Genomic DNA, 17,510 nt, shown 5'->3' on the forward strand with positions numbered 1-17,510 from the left:
CTGGTCGTCGCCGGCCCGTGGTTGACGATGGTCGGCGCGCGGGTCCTGGCCCGGTACGCCAACCGTCCCGCCACGCTCATCGCCGCGCGACGCCTCGCCGACAATCCGAAGGCCGGCTTCCGTGCGATCAGCGGCATCATGCTCGCGCTCTTCGTCACGAGCGTCGCCGTTGGAGTGATCACCACGATCGTCGCCAATCGTGGGCCGGCACCGGTCGGCTCGACCGAGGCGGGCAGAGTGTCCCTCTACCTCGACCAGAACGCGCCGGCGGTGCCCGACACGCTCATCACCGAGCTGCGCTCGCTCACCGGCGTGCGGGCCGCGACCGCCATCCGGGAGAACCCGGACCGGACGAGCTTCGGCGAGCCCGGGGTGATCGCCTGCGCCGACATCCCGAGCGAGTACGGCCGGTGCGCCGAGGGCGTCACCGTCGCCTCGGTGGCGACCGGCCTCGTCCCCTTCGACGGGTCGGCGTCGTCGGCCCGGGTCTGGCCCGCCGCCGCGTCGGTGTCGCTCGCCGACCTCCCACGGCTGCCGGTGATGTCGATCGACGTCGACACGGACGGGTCCGCCGCCGCCGTCGAGCGCACGCGCACCGTCCTCGAGGCCGCCCTCCCGACCTTCCAGGTGGCGCCCAACGTGCCCGGTGACTTCGAGTCGGATTTCGCCAACACGCTGCGCGGCTGGGAACAGCTGGCCAACGTCACCATCGTCGCCAGCCTCGCCCTCGCCGGGTGCAGCCTCGCCGTCAGCGTGATCGGCGGACTGAGCGAGCGCAGACGCCCGTTCAGCCTGCTGCGCCTCAGCGGCGCGCCGGTGCAGGTCCTGCGCCGGGTGGTCGCGTTGGAGAGCGCCGTACCGATGCTCGTCGTCGCCGCGGTCGCGATCGGGATGGGCCTCCTCGCCGCGCAGCTGTTCCTCAAGGCGCAGATGGACTACACGCTCATCGCGCCGGAACCCCGCTTCTACGTGATCGTCGTCGTCGGGTTGGCGGCCTGCCTCGGCATCATCGCCTCCACCCTGCCGCTGTTGGAACGCATCACCGGCCCGGAGACCGCGCGCAGCGAATAGTCGTCAGGCCGTGGGCCCGGTGGTCGTGAGAGCGACCACCGGGCCGAGGACGAAGACGGCCGGCGGGCGGATGCCCTCCCGGGCGGCTAGCGCGCCGATCTCGTCCAGCCGGGCGGGCACCGACCGCTGGTCGAGTTGCCCGGCGTCCTGCACGGCGAGCACCGGAGTCTCCGGGGCACGACCGTGTTCGATCAGCACAGCCGCGATCTTGGCGATGGTGTCGACGGCCATCAGCAGCACGACGGTCCCCCGGGCGCGGGCCAGCGCCGCCCAGTCGACAAGCGAGTCGGGGTGCCCGGGCGGCAGGTGCCCGGAGACCACGGTGACGTCGTGCGCCACGCCCCGATGGGTCACCGGCACGCCGGCGAGAGCCGGCGCGGCGAAGGCGCTGCTCACCCCGGGGACCACCGTCACCGGCACACCGGCCGCCACGCAGGCCTGCACCTCCTCGTGACCGCGTCCGAAGACGTACGGGTCGCCGCCCTTGAGCCGGACCACCCGACGGCCGGCGCGGGCGTGCGACACCAGGGCCGCGTTGATCGCCTCCTGGGCCATCGACGGGCCACGGGGCACCTTGGCGGCGTCGACCACCAGCACGTCGGGGCGCAGCCCGGCGAGCAACCCCTGCGGGGCGAGCCGGTCGGCCACCACGACGTCCGCGGCGTCGAGCAGCGCCTTCGCGCGTACCGTGATCAGGTCGTCGGGTCCCGGCCCGCCACCGACCACGGCGACCGAGCCGTGGTCGTGGTGCTGGTCGTGCCCGTGGTGGTCGTGCCCGTGGTGGTCGTGCCCGTGGTGGTCGTGGTGGTGGTGGCCGACCGGGTCGTCGGGGTGATCGTGTGGCCGTTGCGGGCGGCCCACCTTGTCGGCGAAGCCGGGCATCAGCACCCGGTACGCGCAGGTGTCGCAGTTCATCCGGATGTCCCCGCCCAGCGCCTCGGCGTAGCGCTCCAGCACCAGATCGGCCAGTTCGTCGCAGTCGCCGATCAGGTCGGCCACCCGCACGTCCAGGTCGGGGTGGGCGGCGGCGAACTCCGCCGACTGGGCCACGATCCGGTCGGGCAGCACCCCGGCGAACAGGAAGTACGGGGCGACGACGATCCGCCGCGCGCCGAGCCGGCGCAGCCGCTCCAGCACCGCAGGCACCGACGGAGACGCGAGGGAGACGAACCCCGGCTCGACGCCGGCGTAGCCGCGCCCCTCCCACAGCAGGCGGGCCACCTTGGCCACCTCGGCGTTGGCGTCCGGGTCGGTGGACCCCCGACCAATCAGGGCGACCCACGTGTCGGACCGGTCCGCACCGGCCAGCGTAGTGTCGGACCGGTCCGCACCAGACGGCGCAGCGTCGGCCCGGTCCGCACCAGACAGCGCAGCGTCGGCCCGGTCCGCACCAGACAGTGCAGCGTCGGCCCGGTCCGCACCGGCCAGCGCAGCGTCGATGCGCTGTTCAAGGACGTCGTGCAGCAGCGGGTGCGGGCCGAGCGGGCGGCCGTAGCGGTAGCTCAGCCCAGGGTGACGCTCCTGCTCCCGCGCCATCGCGGCGGGAATGTCGCCCTTGCCGTGGCCGGCGGCGGTGAGCACCAGCGGCAACGCCACCAGCGCCCGGTGCCCGCGCGCGACGAGCGCGCCGACCGCATCGGTCAGCGGCGGGCGGGACAGCTCGATGAAGCCGCCTTCGACGTCACCGACGTCACCGCGACGGCGGACCCGCTCCACCAGCGCGGCGAACTGGTCGACCCCGGCCGCGCTGCGCGTACCGTGCCCGACGATGACCAACCCGGTCATGACTTCTCCTCGACGTAGAGCAGGGCGTTGAGGGCGGCGGCGGCGACCGCCGAACCACCCTTCTCGCCCACGTTGGACACCCCGGGCAGGCCGCTGGCCCGCAGTGCCGCCTTCGACTCGGCGGCACCCACGAAGCCCACCGGCAGGCCGACGACCAGGGCTGGCGCGGCGTCCAGGGTGAGTAGTTCGACAAGTGCGGTCGGCGCGCAGCCAACCACCCAGACCGCGCCCGGGCCGACCCGGTCGAGCGCGATCCGCACCGCCGCCGCCGAGCGGGTGATCCCCGCCGAGCGGCCCAGCTCGGCGGCGGCCGGCTCGGCGACCGGGCAGACCAGCTCCAGCCCGGCCCGGGTGATACCGGCGGCGACCATCGCCACGTCGGTGACCACGGGGGTACCGGCACGCAGCGCGGCCAACCCCGACTCCAGGGCCGCCTCGTCGCAGACCAGCTCGTCGACGTACGCGAGGTCGGCGCTGGCGTGCACCACCCGCTCGGTCACCGCACGGCTCAGCGGCGGCAGGTGCGACAGGTCGACGCGCTCGCGCAGGATGCGGTACGACTCGACCTCGATCGGGTGCACCACCCGGCTCATCGGGTCCCTCCACCTTCGTCAGGCTCGGCGACGCGGATCGCGTCAAAGGCATCGGCGACGCGGATCGCGTCGACCGGGCAGATCTCCAGGCATTCCAGGCATCCGGTGCAGCGGTCGGCGCGGACCGTCAGGCCACCGGCGACGGGTCTGATCGCGTGCGTGGGGCAGGTGAGCAGGCAGGCGCCGCAGCCCTGGCAGGCGTCGATGGTCACGATCGCCATCGGTACCCCCTCGGTGTGACCATCCGGCCGGCGACCAGCCTGGTGTCGCTGCTGCCGACCACCACGACGCTGTACATGTCGACCACGGTCGGGTCGAGGGTGGCCAGGGTCGCCAGGTGCACGCGTTCGCCGGGACGACTGGCGTTGCGCACCACACCGACGGGGGTGTCGGGTGGCCGGTGCGCGGCGAGGATGCCGAGCGCCTTGCCGAGCTGCCAGTCACGCGCCCGGCTGCGCGGGTTGTAGAACAGCGTCACGAAGTCACCCTCGGCGGCCGCGGTCACCCGCCGCTCGATGACCTCCCAGGGGGTGTGCAGGTCGGACAGGCTCAGGTAGGCGTGGTCGTGGCCGAGCGGCGCGCCGAGCAGGGCCCCGGCGGCCAGTGCCGCGGTCACCCCGGGCACGCCCACCACGTCGATCCGCTCGTCGGCGTACTCCAGGGCGGGGCTGGCCATCGCGTACACCCCGGCGTCGCCGGAGCCGATCAGCGCGACCGCTTGGCCGGCGGTGGCCTCGGCGACGGCGGCGCGGGCTCGTTCCTCCTCCGCGCCCAGTCCGCTGGAGAGCACCCGGGTACCCGGGCGGAGCAGATCGCGGACCTGGTCGAGGTACTGGTCGAGGCCGACCACCACGGCGGCGCGCCGCAGCTCGGCGACCGCGCGGGGGGTGCGCAGGTCGGCGGCGCCCGGTCCGAGCCCGACGACGGCCAGCCGGCCGCGCGGCGCGTGGCGGGCCACCGCCACGGTGGCCATCGCCGTCGCGGTCTTGCCCACCAGCAGCGTGGCGTCGCCCGGACGGCCCGCCGAGCCGAGCAGGGCCGCGGCCTCCGCCACGCTCGGCGTGCCGACCGCGGCGCGGACCACCTCGCTGGGATGCGGCACGTCGACCGCGGCCAGCTGCGTCGCCGGCCAGGTCACCAGGGGTACGCCGATCGCGTCGGCGGTGCTGAGGATGCCCGCCTCGTCGGCTTTGACGTCGGCGCTGGCCAGGCAGCGCAGGCTCGCTGGGCTGAGGCCGGCCTCGGCCAGCACCCGGTGCAGCAGCTCCGCCACCTCGGCGGCCGGTACGCCCCGACTCGCTCCCACGCCGGCCACCAGCGACGGTGGCCGGAGCACGGCGGTCCGTCCGTCCAGCGGCACCACGCGGTCGGTGACCAGCAGCCGGTAACCGACGCCGTGCTCGGCGTCGCTGCCGGAAGCGGGCTCGGCGGGCTCGGCGGCGGCGGCGGGCTCGGTGCCCGGTTGGGGGTGGACGTTCGGGGGCAGGGCCGGCAACGGCCAGTGGGCGTCGGCGATGAGCTGGACCGGCTCGCCGTCCAGGATGGCCCGGGACACCGCGGCGACCGCGCCCTGCACGGGCCAGCCGAGGGTGTCCAGCCCCGGCAGGCCGACCGCGTCGGTGGCGGTGGTGATCACCGGTCGGGCGTCCAGCACTGCGCCGACCTGCTCGGCGAGGTCGTTGCCGCCGCCGGCGTGCCCGCCGAGCAGCGCCACGGCGTGCCGGGCCGCCTCGTCGACGACGACCACGGCCGGGTCGCTGTGCTTGTCGGCGAGCAGCGGCGCGAGGATCCGCACCACGGCGCCGGTGGCCAGGAACGCGACCACGGCGTCACACTCCGCCCAGGCGGTCCGCAGCGCGTCGGCCACGGTCTCCCCCTCGACCAGTTGGGCGTGCGGCCAGGCGGCGGCAACGGTGTGCGCATGCCGTCGGCCGGCTGCGGTGGCCGCCACCAGTCCGATGCGAACGGGCGGGTTCTGGTCGTTCACGGGCGCTCCCCGGTGAGGACGACCACCGGGTTGGTGGCCGCGAGGCGGATCGACCCACCGGGCAGGTCGGCGAGGCGGGCGGCGGAGAGTTGACTGCCCTCGACCGTGTAGCCGGCGGCGCGCAGGAGGCCCACGGCCGGTGCGACCCGGTCCAGTGCGGCCAGAGTGAGCACCACCCGCTCGGGCTGGCGGGTCACCACGGCGGCGAGGACGTCGGCGCCGCCACCGCCGACGAAGACCGCGTCCGGCTCCGGCAGGCCGGCCAGCGCCTGCGGGGCTCGCCCGGTGACGAGCCGGACGGTCACGGCGTGCGTTGCCGCGTTGGCCCGGATGGTCGCGCCGGCCTGCGGGTCCTGTTCGACGGCGAGCACGGCCGCGCCGAGCAGCGCGCACTCGATGCCGACCGAGCCGCTGCCCGCACCGACGTCCCAGACCAGTCGACCGAGCCGGGGGCGCAGCCGGGCGACGACGAGGGCACGCACCTCCGACTTGGTGATCATGGAGTCGCGGTGGGCGTACCGGTCCTCCGGCAAGGCCCATCCACCGGCCGGCGCGGCAGCCGGCTGATTGTCGGAGCGCATCCCGCCGGCCGCGACCCGATCGAGTGCGGATGCGGCGAGGCTGAGCAGGACGTGCGGGTCGGACCAGGTCTCGGCGGCGGCCTGCTCGGGGGTCACCTCACGGATCCGTTCGGCGTCGGTGCCCAGGTGCTCGGCGACCAGCAGGCGGCGGGACCAGCCGACCAGGCCGGCGCCCACCTCGGCCGCACCGGCGCCGGGTGCGGTGAGCACCGCGACCAGCGGCAGCGCCCGGCAGGCGTTCAGGGCCGGTCGGAGGTCGCGCCCGTGCGCGGTGACCACGGCGGCACCGTCCCAGGGCAGCCCCGCGCGGGCGAAGGCGGCGGCCACACTGGACACCGCCGGCACCACCCGCAGCGGCAACCCGGCCGCTCTCAGTCGCCGGACGATTCCGAAGAACCCGGGATCCCCGCTGGCCAGCACCACGGCCGGCACCCCGGCGGCGACGGCCTCGTCCAGCCGGTGCAGGGCCGGGGCGAGCGGCCCGAGGGTGACGGTGTCGGCACCGGCCGGTACGGGTACCGCGGCCAGGTGCCGGGCGGCCCCGACCACCAGCCCGGCGGCGGCCAGCACCGGCGCGAGAGCGGGGTGCGGCGTGGCGCCCGCGGCATCCAGACCGACCACGGTCACCGGGGACGGCACCCGGGTCGCCGCGTCCACGCCGGTCACCGCGGCCACCGCCCGGACGAGGCGACGACGTGCGCTCCGGCGAAGTCGACCATCGCCACGTCCACGCTGACCGTCGGCCCCGCGAAGCGTCGCAGCACCTGGCGTACCCGCTGGCAGAGCAGGTCGCCGGCCGGGGCGAGCAGCCCGGCGGTCTCCCACAGCTCGTACGCGTGCCGCCCGGTGTTCGCCTCGGTCACGGCGTCGACGAGCGCCGGGTCGCCACCGGCCTCGGCGGTCACCGCGCCGAGCAGGGACAGGTCCACCTTGGAGCGGGTGTAGTGGGTCATCAGCACTCCGGCGGCGAGTTTGGCCAGTTTGCCGGCCATGCCGACGAAGACCACCCCGGTCATCGCGTCGCCCACGGCGGCGGTCACCGCGGCACCGGTGAAGTCGCCGACCTCGACGAAGCAGACCTCGGGCAGGTCGGGCAGCAGCGCGCGGGCCGCCCGCTCGGTGCGTCCGCCGGTGCAGAGCACCACGGTCCGCTCCCCCTGGGCGGCCATCACGTGCACGGCCTGTACGACGCTGGCCCGCCAGGACGCGGTGGAGAAGGGACGCACGATCCCGGTGGTGCCGAGGATCGAGATCCCGCCGAGGATGCCGAGCCGTCGGTTGGTGGTCTTGCGGGCCATGATCTCGCCCCGGGGCACGCTGATCACCACGCGTACGCCGACTTCGGTGAGGTCGACCACCTCGGCCACCGCCTCGCCGATCATCCGGCGCGGGGTGTCGTTGATCGCCGGGCCGCCGACCGCGAGCCCGAGGCCGGGCTTGGTGACCGTGCCGACACCGGCGCCACCGGCGAGCCGCAGCCCCGGGACGTCGGTCCAGTCGACGGTGGCGGTCAACTCGGCCCCGTGGGTGACGTCCGGGTCGTCCCCGGCGTCCTTGACCACGACCGCCTCGGCGCGGCCCGGCGGGGTGCCGGTCAGCTCGCAGCGTGCCACCGGGAAGCGCACCCGCCGCCCGGCGGGCAGACCGATCTCCACCTCGGACTGGGCGGCCCCGGTGACCAGCGCGGTGACCGCGGCCTTGGCCGCCGCCGTCGCGCAGGCGCCGGTGGTCCAGCCGGTACGCAGCGCGGTGGGCCGGACCTTCGCGGTACGCGGCAGGTCCGGCTCGCGTAGCGGCGGCTCGGCGTACGTCACGGTGTGTGCCCCGGTGTGGCTGTCCCCCCGGTGCGGGCGCCGGCCTGGCGGCGCAGCTCGGCACGGGCGGCCGGCTCGGCCCGCCGGAAGGTGTGGAAGTGCCCGGGGTGGTAGAGGTGCGACCGGGTGCCCTCGGCAGCGAGGGCCGGCCCGACCAGGAACAGGGTGTGTTTCCACAGCCGGTGCTCCTTGACGGTCGCCTCCAGGGTGCCGACCGTGCAGCGCACCACCAGTTCGTCCGGCCAGGTCGCCTGGTACGCCACCACGGCCGGGGTGTCCGCCGGGTAGCCGCCGGCCAGCAGCTCGGCCTGCACCTGCCCGGAGCGGGCGGCGGAGAGGAACAGCGCCATGGTGGTGCCGTGCCGGGCGAAGTCGCGGACCCGTTCGCCGGGCGGCATCGGGGTCTTGCCGCCTTCGAGGCGGGTGAGGATCACCGACTGGGCAACCTCGGGCACGGTCAGCTCCCGCCCGACGATCGCCGCGACGGCGGTGAACGAGGAGACCCCGGGGACGATCTCGACGGCCAGGCCGAGCGCCCGGCACAGGTCCAGTTGCTCCTGCACCGCGCCCCACAGCGCCGGGTCGCCGGAGTGGATCCGGGCCACGGTCAGCCCCTGCTCGGCGGCGCGCTCGTAGAGCGGCAGCACGCCCTCGATGGGCAGCTGCGACGAGTCGACGATCTCCGCACCGGAGCGGGCGTGCGCGAGCACGTCGGCGTGCACCAGGCTGGCCGCCCAGATCACGATGTCCGCCTCGGCGATCACCCGGGCGGCCCGCAGGGTCAGCAGATCCGCCGCACCCGGGCCGGCACCGACGAACCACACCTTGCCGTCGCTGGTCACAGTTTTCCTCCTCGGTGGTCGCGGCGGGCCGGGACCAGCAGCGTCGACAGGTACGGCAGATCGTGCTCGGCGTCGTCGACCGGACCGATCCGTTCGCCGGGCAGCCCCAGGCTGCTCCCGAGCACCGCGTCGGCGAGCCGGCCCTGTCGGCGCAGCTCGGCGAGCAGGTCCGGGTGCCGCCGCCACCCCTTGTAGACGACCACGGTGCCCGGCCCGGCGAGGGCGTCGGCGAACAGCGCCAGGCCGGCGGTGGCGGGCAGCAGGGTCAGCGGCTCGCGCCCCTCGGAGAGTGGGGTGCCGCTGCGTGCCGCCAACTCCTGCATCGCGGTGACACCGGGCACGGTTGCTACCCGCACCGCCGGGCGCAGCGCCCGGACGCTCTGCGCGAGGTAGCCGAAGGTGGAGTAGACGTTGGGGTCGCCGATGGTGGCGAACGCCAACGACCGTGCGCCCGCGTCGATCGCCTCGACCACCACCCGGGCCGCATCGTCCCAGGCCGCCGCGCGACGCGCGGTCACTCCACCCCGGTCGTCCAGGGCGAACGGCAGCCGGCGCAGCCGGTCCGCCGCGACGTAGGACCGCACGGTCCGCTCGGCCCGCCCGGCGTCCGCGCCCGACGGCGTCGGACCGGCGGTCGCGGTGGGCTCGGCCCGATCCGCCATCACGGGTACGAAGACCACGTCGGCCTCGCCGAGGACCCGCACCGCCTTGACGGTGAGCAGTTCCGGGTCGCCCGGGCCGACGCCCACCCCGGTCAGCGTGGCGTCGCTCGACCCGGCGTGCGCTGCGGCGGCGGAACCATCGGCGGCACTCATCGGCACGCCTCGACCAGCCGGCGGGCCGCGGCGGGGTGACCGGCCCAGTGGGTGTGCAGGTAGGAGGCGTGCACCTGGCCGGTGACGAAGCCGTGCTCCGCGTCGTCCCAACGCCACGCCGGCTGATCGCCGTGGCGCGGGTCGGTGGTCGTGCGGTGGAACTCGTGGCCGCGTACGCCCTCGCCGGCGCGGGCCACCGGGGAGTCGCTGACCGCCACCGCCTCGCGGTAGCCGAGGGTGAGCCGGCCGGTCATCCGGGCGGTCAGGTCCAGCCGGCCGCACATCGGCACGTCGTCCAGGGATCGTCCGAGGTAGAGCAGCCCGGCGCACTCGGCCACGATCGGCCCGTCGAAGTCGGCCAGCTCGGCGCGGAGCGCGGCGTTGCCGGCCAGCGCCTCGGCGTACGCCTCGGGGAAGCCGCCGCCGATCACCACCGCGCGGGTGCCGGCGGGCAGTGCCGCATCGCGCAGCGGGTCGACGGTGACGACGTCCGCGCCGGCCGCGGCGAGCAGTTCGGCGGTCTCCGCGTACGAGAAGGTGAAGGCCGGACCACCGGCGAGCGCGACAAGTGGCCGCTCTGCGCCGGCCGGCCCGCCGACGGCGGCGACCGGGTCCCAGGCCGGGGTGGTCAGCGCCGGGGCGGTGCGGGCCAGGTCGAGCACCGCGTCGAGGTCCACGGTGGCCTCGACCAGCTCGGCGAGCGCGGTGACGATGGCGAGGGACTCGGGTGCCCGCTCGGCGACCGGCACCAACCCGAGGTGCCGGGCTGGCGCGGCGACCTCGGCGGCGCGGGTGACGGCCCCGAGCACCGGCACGCCCACCTCAGCGAGGGCGTCGCGCAGCAGCGTCTCGTGTCGGGGTGAGCCGACCCGGTTGAGGATCACCCCGCCGATGCGCACGGCCGGGTCGAACGCCGCCATGCCCAGCGTCAGCGCGGCGGCCGACCGACCCTGGGCGGTGGTGTCCAGCACCAGCAGCACGGGCGCCTCGATGAGCCGGGCGACGTGCGCGGTGGAGGCGTAGTCGCGGCGGCCGACCGCGCCGTCATGGAGACCCATGACGCCCTCCACCACGGCGATGTCGGCGGGCGTGGGGACGCTCGCGCCGTGCCGCAGCAGCGGGGCGATCCGCTCGGCCCCGACCAGGAACGGGTCGAGGTTGCGGCCGGCCCGACCGGCGGCGAGGGCGTGGTAGCCGGGGTCGATGTAGTCCGGACCGACCTTGTGCGGGCTGACGGTCAGGCCGCGACGGCGCAGCGCGGCGAGCAGCCCGGTGGCCACGGTCGTCTTGCCGTGACCACTGGCCGGCGCGGCGACGACCACCCGGGGCAGCGGCCACGGTTCGGTGGGGACGGTCACCACTCGATGCCCTTCTGGCCCTTCTGGCCGGCGTCCATCGGGTGCTTGACCTTGGTCAGTTCGGCCACCAGGTCGGCGGCGGCGACCAGGCGCGGGTCGGCGTCCCGGCCGGTGATCACCACGTGCTGGAAGCCGGGCCGGTCGGCCAGGGTGGCGACCACCTCGTCGACGTCCACCCAGCCCCACTTCATCGGGTAGGTGAACTCGTCCAGCACGTACAGCCCGTAGCGCTCGGCGGCCAGGTCACGCTGGATCTGCCGCCAGCCCTCCAGGGCGTCGGCGGCGTGGTCGGCGTCGCCGCCGCGCTGGATCCACGACCAGCCCTCGCCCATCTTGTGCCAGGCCACCGGTGCGCCCTGGCCGGTACGCTCGTGCACCTCGCCGAGGGCGCGGAAGGCGTTCTCCTCCCCCACCCGCCACTTGGCACTCTTGACGAACTGGAACACCCCGACCGGCAGGCCGGCCGTCCAGGCCCGCAGCGCCAACCCGAAGGCCGCCGTCGACTTCCCCTTCATCTGTCCGGTGTGGACCATCAACAGTGGCCGATGCCGCCGCTGCCGGGTGGTCAACCCGTCGGCGGGCACGCTGCTCGGCTGTCCCTGCGGCATCAGCTGTCTCCCCTGCTCGTCACGCCCACGCCCGTTCCTCCCGCGATCTTGCAGTTTCGGTCTGCCATAAGTGCGTTATGTCCCCTGTGCCGCGACCGGAACTGCAAGATCGCGGGCATGGGGGCGGGGGTGGGGGTGGGTTAGGGCGGTCAGGGGGTGTAGCGGGGCAGTTAGCTGGGTTGCCAGGTGACTCGCCAGGTGCAGGCGTACCGGGCCGGACTCGCAGTCGATCACCACGCACGGGGCTCCGGTTGCCGCGAGGACCGCTGCCGCTCCCGCCGAACGGTCCAGCGGGCGGTTGCCCGCGGTGGCCCGGCCGTCGGTGACGATGAGAACCAGGGGGCGGCGCTTCGGGTCACGCAACCGCTCCACCCGCAGCAGGTCGGCCGCCGCGAGCAGCCCCTCGGCCAACGGCGTACGCCCACCGGTGGGCAACTCGGCCAGCCGGGTCGAGGCGGCCAGCACCGACGAGGTGGCCGGCAGCAACGTACGGGCGCCGGCCCCCCGGAAGGCGATCACCGCGACCTTGTCCCGCCGCTGGTAGGCGTCGGTGAGCAGAGCGAGCACCGCGTCCTTCACGGAGGTCATCCGCTGCCGGGCACCCATCGAGCCGCTCGCGTCCACCACGAACAGCACCAGGTTGCCCTCGCGCCCCTCCCGGACCGCCTCGCGCACGTCGTTCGGGCGTAGCCGCAGGGGGCCGCTCAGCCGTCCCCGGGAGGTCTGGTGCGGCGCGGCGGCGCGGACCGTCGCCGGCAGGTGCAGCGCCCCGACCCGACCCGTCGGCACCCGGGCTCCGGCGGTGCGCCCCCGGCCGGTGCGGGCACGGGAGCGCCGGCCGGGCACCCCGTCACCCACCCCGGGCGCGGTGAGCACCCGCGCCTTCAACCCACCCCGGGGTACGGCCACCGGCTGAGCTCCCCCGCCGCTGCCCCGCCCACGGGTCGGGTCGTCGTCATCGCCTCGGGCGGCCCCTTCCCGACTGCCGCCGGCCCCCGCGTGCTGACCGTGCCCGCCCTGATCGTCCGTTGGCCATCCGCTGTCGTCAGCCCCGCTCGGCCCCTCGGTACGCCCGTCCGAGCCAGGGCTGTCCTCGGCCGCCGGCTCCCCGGTCGAACCGGGTTCACCCTGGTCGCCGCTGCCGTCGGAGCCGCTCGGGTCACCGCCCTGCGCGCCACCGCCCGCCGGACCGGCACCGCCGTCCGGGCCACCGCCGTCGGGGCCACCGCCGTCGGGGCCACGGTCATCCGGGCCATCGTCGTCCGGGTCGTCGGGGTGCGCGTCCTGGGCACGCTGCAACGCCTCGTCGAGGCGCTTCTCGTCCAACCCGGGAGTGTCGAACGGGTCGCGGCGACGACGGTGCGGCAGAGCCAGCCGGGCGGCCACCCGGACGTCGTCGATGGTGACCCGGTCCCGGCCGTGCCAGGCGGCGTGGGCGAGGGCGGCACGGGCGGTGACGATGTCGGCGCGCATTCCGTCCACGTCGAACGCGGCGCACACCTCGGCGATCTGCCGCAACGCGGCGTCCGGGAGTCGTACGCCGGGAAGCCGGCGGCGTGCGGCGGCCACCTGGCGGGCGACCTCCGCGTCGGCGTCGGCCCAGCGGGCGGCGAAGCCGGCCGGGTCGGCGTCGGCGGCGAGCCGGCGACGGACCACCTCGACCCGGACCTCCGGGTCACGGCTGGCGCCCACCTCGACGGTGAGCCCGAACCGGTCGAGCAGCTGCGGGCGCAGCTCCCCCTCCTCCGGGTTCATCGTGCCCACCAGCAGGAACCGGGCGGCATGGCTGACCGAGACGCCCTCCCGCTCGACGTGGCTGCGACCCATCGCCGCCGCGTCGAGCAGCAGGTCGACGAGGTGGTCGTGCAGCAGGTTGACCTCGTCGACGTAGAGGACACCTCGGTGCGCGGCGGCGAGCAGGCCCGGTTCGAAGGCGCGTACGCCCTCGCCGAGGGCCTTCTCCAGATCCAGTGAGCCGACCACCCGGTCCTCGGCGGCACCGACCGGCAGCTCCACCAGTCGGGCGGGGTGGGTCTCGGCAGCGGCGCCAACGGGGTGCGGGCCATCCGGACAGGCCGGGTCGGGCTCGGCCGGGTCACAGCCGAAGCGGCAACCGGCGACCCGGCGGACCGGGGGCAGCAACGCGGCGAGGGCCCGCACGGCAGTGGACTTGGCGGTCCCCTTCTCGCCCCGCACCAGCACCCCGCCGATCGTCGGGGAGACCGCGTTGAGCAGCAACGCCAGTCGCATGTCGGCCATGCCGAGCACAGCGCTGAACGGATAGGTCGCGCTCATGCCCGGTCCTCCAGGTCGCCCTCGCTGGCCAGGTACGTGTCGCGCAGCCGGTCGAGGGTGGCCGGCTCGGGTTTGGCCCACAGCCCCCGGTCGGCGGCCTCCAACAGCCGCTCGGTGATGCCATGCAGCGCCCACGGGTTGGACTGCTCCAGGAACTCCCGGGTCGTCTCGTCGAAGAGGTACGCGGCGGCCAGGTGCTCGTACATCCAGTCGTCGACCACGCCCGCGGTGGCGTCGTAGCCGAACAGGTAGTCCACGGTGGCGGCCAGCTCGAACGCGCCCTTGTAGCCGTGCCGGCGCATCGCGGCGATCCACTTCGGGTTGACCACCCGGGCCCGGAACACCCGCCGGGTCTCCTCGCCCAGCGTTCGGGTACGCACGTCGTGCGGCATCGCCGAGTCACCCACGTACGCCTGCGGTGACGTGCCGGTGAGGTGACGGACCATCGCCACCATCCCGCCGTGGTACTGGAAGTAGTCGTCGGAGTCCACGATGTCGTGCTCGCGGGTGTCCTGGTTCTTCACCGCCACGGCGATCCGGGCGAAGGAACGTTCCATGTCGGCGCGCGCCTCCCGCCCGTCCAGGCCCCGGCCGTAGGCGTAGCCGCCCCACACCGCGTACACCTCGGCCAGGTCGGCGTCGCTGCGCCAGGTCCGGGCGTCGATGAGGGGCAGCAGGCCCGCGCCGTACGCCCCGGGCTTGGACCCGAAGATCCGCGCGGTGGCCCGCCGCTCGTCGCCGTGCTCGGCGAGGTCGGCGGCGACATGCGCCCGCAGGTAGTTCTCCTCGTCCGGTTCGTCCAGGGCGGCGACCCGTCGGACGGCGTCGTCGAGCAGCGCCACGACGTGCGGGAACGCGTCGCGGAAGAACCCGGAGATGCGCACGGTGACGTCGACGCGGGGCCGGCCCAGCTCGGCGGTCGACACCACCTCGGTGCCGGTGACCCGCCGGGACCGGTCGTCCCAGACGGGCCGGCAGCCCAGCAGCGCGAGCACCTCGGCGATGTCGTCGCCCTGGGTCCGCATGGCGCTGGTGCCCCACACGGTCAACCCCACCGACCGGGGGTACGCCCCGGTGTCGGCGAGGTGTCGGGCCAGCAGGGAGTCGGCGAGGGCCACTCCGACGTCCCAGGCGTTGCGGCTGGGGATGGCCTTCGGGTCGACGGAGTAGAAGTTACGGCCGGTGGGCAGCACGTTGACCAGGCCACGGGTGGGTGAGCCGGACGGGCCGGGTGGCACGAACCGGCCGTCGAGCGCGCCGAGGGTGTGGGTCAACTCGTCGGTGGTCCGGTCCAGGCGGGGCACCAACTCGGTGGCGGCGAAGTGCAGCACCGCGGCGACGTCCGGGACCCGCTGGCCGGTCACCTCCTCGACCACCGTCTCGACGGCGTCGGCGTCCCAGCCGAGCGTCTCCATGCCGATGACCAACCGTCGGGCGAGGGCCTCGATCAGGTCGACGGCGTCGGCGGCGGTGCCGGCCGGGCCGTCCACCACGTCGGTCAACGTGCTGGGCAGCGCCAGCCGTCGGCCCGGCGACGCGAGCAGCTCCTGCTCGTCGAGGGAGTACGCGACGGCGAGGGCCTGCCGCAGGCCGGGCAGGGCACGGGCGCCGCCCCAGATCTGTGGCGCGCGCAGCACCGCGAGGACCAGGTTGACCCGCGGCTCACCGGTGGGCGCGTCGGCGAGGATGTGCAGCCCGTCGCGGATCTGCACGTCCTTGACCTCGCAGAGGTACCCGTCGAGGTGCAGCACGAAGTCGTCGAAGTCGTCCGCGTCGGGCATCGCCTCGGCGTGCAGGTCGTGGTGCAGCTCGGCGGCACGCACCAGGTCCCAGATCTGCGCCCGCACGGTGGGCACCTTGGCCGGGTCGAGCGCCTGCACGGTCGCGTACTCGTCGAGTAGTTGCTCCAGCTTGGCCAGGTCGCCGTAGGTCTCGGCGCGAGCCATCGGCGGCACCAGGTGGTCGATCACCACGGCGTGCGCCCGCCGCTTGGCCTGGGTGCCCTCGCCCGGGTCGTTGACGATGAACGGGTAGACCAGCGGCAGGTCACTGAGGACCGCGTCGGGTGCGCAGTCGGCGGCCAGGCCGAGGCCCTTGCCGGGCAGCCACTCCAGGGTGCCGTGCTTGCCCAGGTGGACCACGGCGTCCGCACCGAAGCCGCCGTCGGCGGCCGGCGCGGACAACCAGCGGTACGCGGCCAGGTAGTGGTGGCTGGGCGGCAGGTCCGGGTCGTGGTAGATGGCGATCGGGTTCTCCCCGAAGCCGCGTGGCGGCTGGATCAGCAGCACCACGTTGCCGAAGCGCAGCCCGGCGAGCACGATGTCGCCGCCGTCGGTGTAGAGCTCGCCAGGCGGCTCGCCCCAGTGCTCCCGCATCCGCTCGCGCAACTCGGCCGGCACCTGGTCGAACCACCGCTGGTACGTCTGCCCCGGTATCCGGGCCTCGGCGGCGGCCAACTGCTCCGGGGTGAGCCACTCCACGTCGTGACCGCCGGCGGCGATCAGCGCGTGGATCAGCGCGTCGCCGTCGTCGGGCACCGGCGCGTCGCCCAGGTGGTAACCGGCCGCGGCGAGCGCGGCGAGCAGCCGGACCGCCGAGACCGGGGTGTCCAGCCCGACGGCGTTGCCGACGCGGGAGTGTTTGGTGGGGTACGAGCTGAGCACCACGGCGACCCGCTTGTGGGCGTTCGGCACGTACCGCAGGCGGGCGTGGCGCACCGCGATGCCGGCGACGCGGGCGGCCCGCTCGGCGTCGGCGGCGTAGACGCTGAGCCCGTCGGCGTCGATCTGCTTGAACGAGAACGGCACGGTGACGATCCGGCCGTCGAACTCGGGGATGGCCACCTGCATCGCGGCGTCCAACGGGGACAGCCCGGCATCGCTGTTGGCCCACTGCTCTCGGGTGCTGGTCAGGCAGAGCGCCTGGATGATCGGCACGTCCAGGGCGGCCAGCGCGCCGACGTCCCAGGCGTCCTCGTCGCCTCCACCGGAGGCGTCCGCGGCGACCGCGCCACCGGCCGCGAGCACGGTGACCAGCAGCGCGTCGCAGCGGGCGAAGAGCCCGAGCGGGCCGGCGCCCGCGGTCAGCCCGCGCAGCGAACCGCAGAAGATCGGCAGCGGATTGCCGCCGGCCGCGCGTACCGCCTCGGCGAGCACGTCGACGAACCCGGTGTTCCCGGCCAGCGCGTGTGCGCGGTAGAAGACGATGCCCACGGTGGGCCGGTCCGGGTCGGCGGGGTGCTCCCCGTGCACGCCGTAGGCGGGGGTCGGCGCGGGCGGGGTGAACCCCTCGCCGGTGAGCAACACCGTGTCGGACAGGAACCGGGCCAGCTGCCCCAGGTTGTCCGGCCCGCCCTCGACCAGGTACGCCAGCGCCTGGGTGACGACACCGGACGGCACGGTGGAGATGGCCATCAGCTCCGCGTCGGGTAGCGCCTCGCCGCCGAGCACGACCGTCGGGACGCCGGTGGCGAGCACCGCGGCGAGGCCGTCCGGCCACGCCTGCCGACCCCCGAGCAGGCGTACGACGACGAGATCGACCCCGTCGAGCAGGGCGGGCACCTCGTCGGCGGCGACCCGCGCGGGGTTGGCCAGCCGGTAGTCGGTGCCGCTGGCGCGGGCGGCCAGCAGGTCGGTGTCGGCGGTGGAGAGCAACAGGATGCGCACGGCGGGCTCCGGACAGTGACGCCGGGGCGCTCACGGGAGCGACCCGGCATGAGGGATGGGCGCAGGGTTCGGCAGGTACCGCGGTCCGGCCAGGTC

12 protein-coding genes and 2 pseudogenes are annotated in these 17,510 nt (G+C 75.0%); 1 reads left to right on the top strand and 13 read right to left on the bottom strand.

The genetic code is table 11. From position 1 onward, the window contains the following. The coding region (locus HNR20_RS00005) for an ABC transporter permease (RefSeq protein ID WP_311736865.1) at positions 1–1,071 on the top strand (1,071 nt) is incomplete at its 5' end. A gap of 3 nt (positions 1,072–1,074) precedes the next feature. Here the strand turns inward: HNR20_RS00005 and cobA are convergent. The 13 genes and pseudogenes from cobA to cobN all read right to left on the bottom strand — a co-directional run. Next, a pseudogene (gene cobA / locus HNR20_RS32815) lies at positions 1,075–1,800 on the bottom strand (uroporphyrinogen-III C-methyltransferase); the annotation flags it as partial. 71 nt (positions 1,801–1,871) lie between these two features. Continuing rightward, positions 1,872–2,856 (bottom strand): annotated as a pseudogene (locus HNR20_RS32820) (sirohydrochlorin chelatase); the annotation flags it as partial. Beyond that, positions 2,853–3,449 carry a precorrin-8X methylmutase gene (locus tag HNR20_RS00015; protein ID WP_184175164.1) on the bottom strand — a complete coding sequence of 199 codons (597 nt, stop codon included), beginning with the start codon at positions 3,447–3,449 and terminating at the stop codon, positions 2,853–2,855. The pseudogene HNR20_RS32820 and the gene HNR20_RS00015, both read right to left, overlap by 4 nt. Continuing rightward, complete coding sequence (locus HNR20_RS00020; RefSeq protein ID WP_184175166.1) at positions 3,446–3,670, bottom strand: DUF362 domain-containing protein; 225 nt, start codon at positions 3,668–3,670, stop codon at positions 3,446–3,448. Before HNR20_RS00020 ends, HNR20_RS00015 begins: the two co-directional genes overlap by 4 nt. Further along, a complete protein-coding gene (gene cobJ / locus HNR20_RS00025; protein ID WP_184175168.1) occupies positions 3,658–5,436 on the bottom strand; it encodes a precorrin-3B C(17)-methyltransferase in 1,779 nt (592 codons plus the stop codon). The genes HNR20_RS00020 and cobJ overlap by 13 nt, the downstream gene beginning before the upstream one ends. Further along, complete coding sequence (cbiE, locus tag HNR20_RS00030; RefSeq protein WP_184175170.1) at positions 5,433–6,692, bottom strand: precorrin-6y C5,15-methyltransferase (decarboxylating) subunit CbiE; 1,260 nt, start codon at positions 6,690–6,692, stop codon at positions 5,433–5,435. Before cbiE ends, cobJ begins: the two co-directional genes overlap by 4 nt. Beyond that, complete coding sequence (locus HNR20_RS00035) at positions 6,680–7,831, bottom strand: cobalt-precorrin-5B (C(1))-methyltransferase (protein WP_184175172.1); 1,152 nt, start codon at positions 7,829–7,831, stop codon at positions 6,680–6,682. Before HNR20_RS00035 ends, cbiE begins: the two co-directional genes overlap by 13 nt. Further along, the gene (gene cobM / locus HNR20_RS00040; RefSeq protein ID WP_184175174.1) at positions 7,828–8,673 is read right to left on the bottom strand and encodes a precorrin-4 C(11)-methyltransferase; all 846 of its coding nucleotides are present in this window, start codon (positions 8,671–8,673) and stop codon (positions 7,828–7,830) included. Before cobM ends, HNR20_RS00035 begins: the two co-directional genes overlap by 4 nt. Further along, entirely contained in the window at positions 8,670–9,488 is an 819-nt protein-coding gene (gene cobI, locus HNR20_RS00045) for a precorrin-2 C(20)-methyltransferase (protein ID WP_184175176.1), read from the bottom strand. Before cobI ends, cobM begins: the two co-directional genes overlap by 4 nt. Then, complete coding sequence (locus tag HNR20_RS00050) at positions 9,485–10,846, bottom strand: cobyrinic acid a,c-diamide synthase CobB (RefSeq protein ID WP_184175178.1); 1,362 nt, start codon at positions 10,844–10,846, stop codon at positions 9,485–9,487. The genes cobI and HNR20_RS00050 overlap by 4 nt, the downstream gene beginning before the upstream one ends. Continuing rightward, positions 10,843–11,454: a cob(I)yrinic acid a,c-diamide adenosyltransferase gene (gene cobO, locus HNR20_RS00055; RefSeq protein WP_184175179.1), complete on the bottom strand. Its 612-nt coding sequence runs from the start codon at positions 11,452–11,454 to the stop codon at positions 10,843–10,845. Before cobO ends, HNR20_RS00050 begins: the two co-directional genes overlap by 4 nt. 75 nt (positions 11,455–11,529) lie before the next feature. After that, positions 11,530–13,749: a putative cobaltochelatase gene (locus tag HNR20_RS00060; protein WP_184175181.1), complete on the bottom strand. Its 2,220-nt coding sequence runs from the start codon at positions 13,747–13,749 to the stop codon at positions 11,530–11,532. Then, positions 13,746–17,414 (bottom strand): cobaltochelatase subunit CobN, encoded by a 3,669-nt coding sequence (cobN, locus tag HNR20_RS00065; RefSeq protein ID WP_184175183.1) that lies wholly within the window; start codon positions 17,412–17,414, stop codon positions 13,746–13,748. Before cobN ends, HNR20_RS00060 begins: the two co-directional genes overlap by 4 nt. Positions 17,415–17,510 lie beyond the last annotated feature (96 nt).

Origin of the sequence: Micromonospora parathelypteridis (assembly GCF_014201145.1) — a bacterium.
In the GTDB taxonomy this organism is placed as follows: domain Bacteria; phylum Actinomycetota; class Actinomycetes; order Mycobacteriales; family Micromonosporaceae; genus Micromonospora; species Micromonospora parathelypteridis.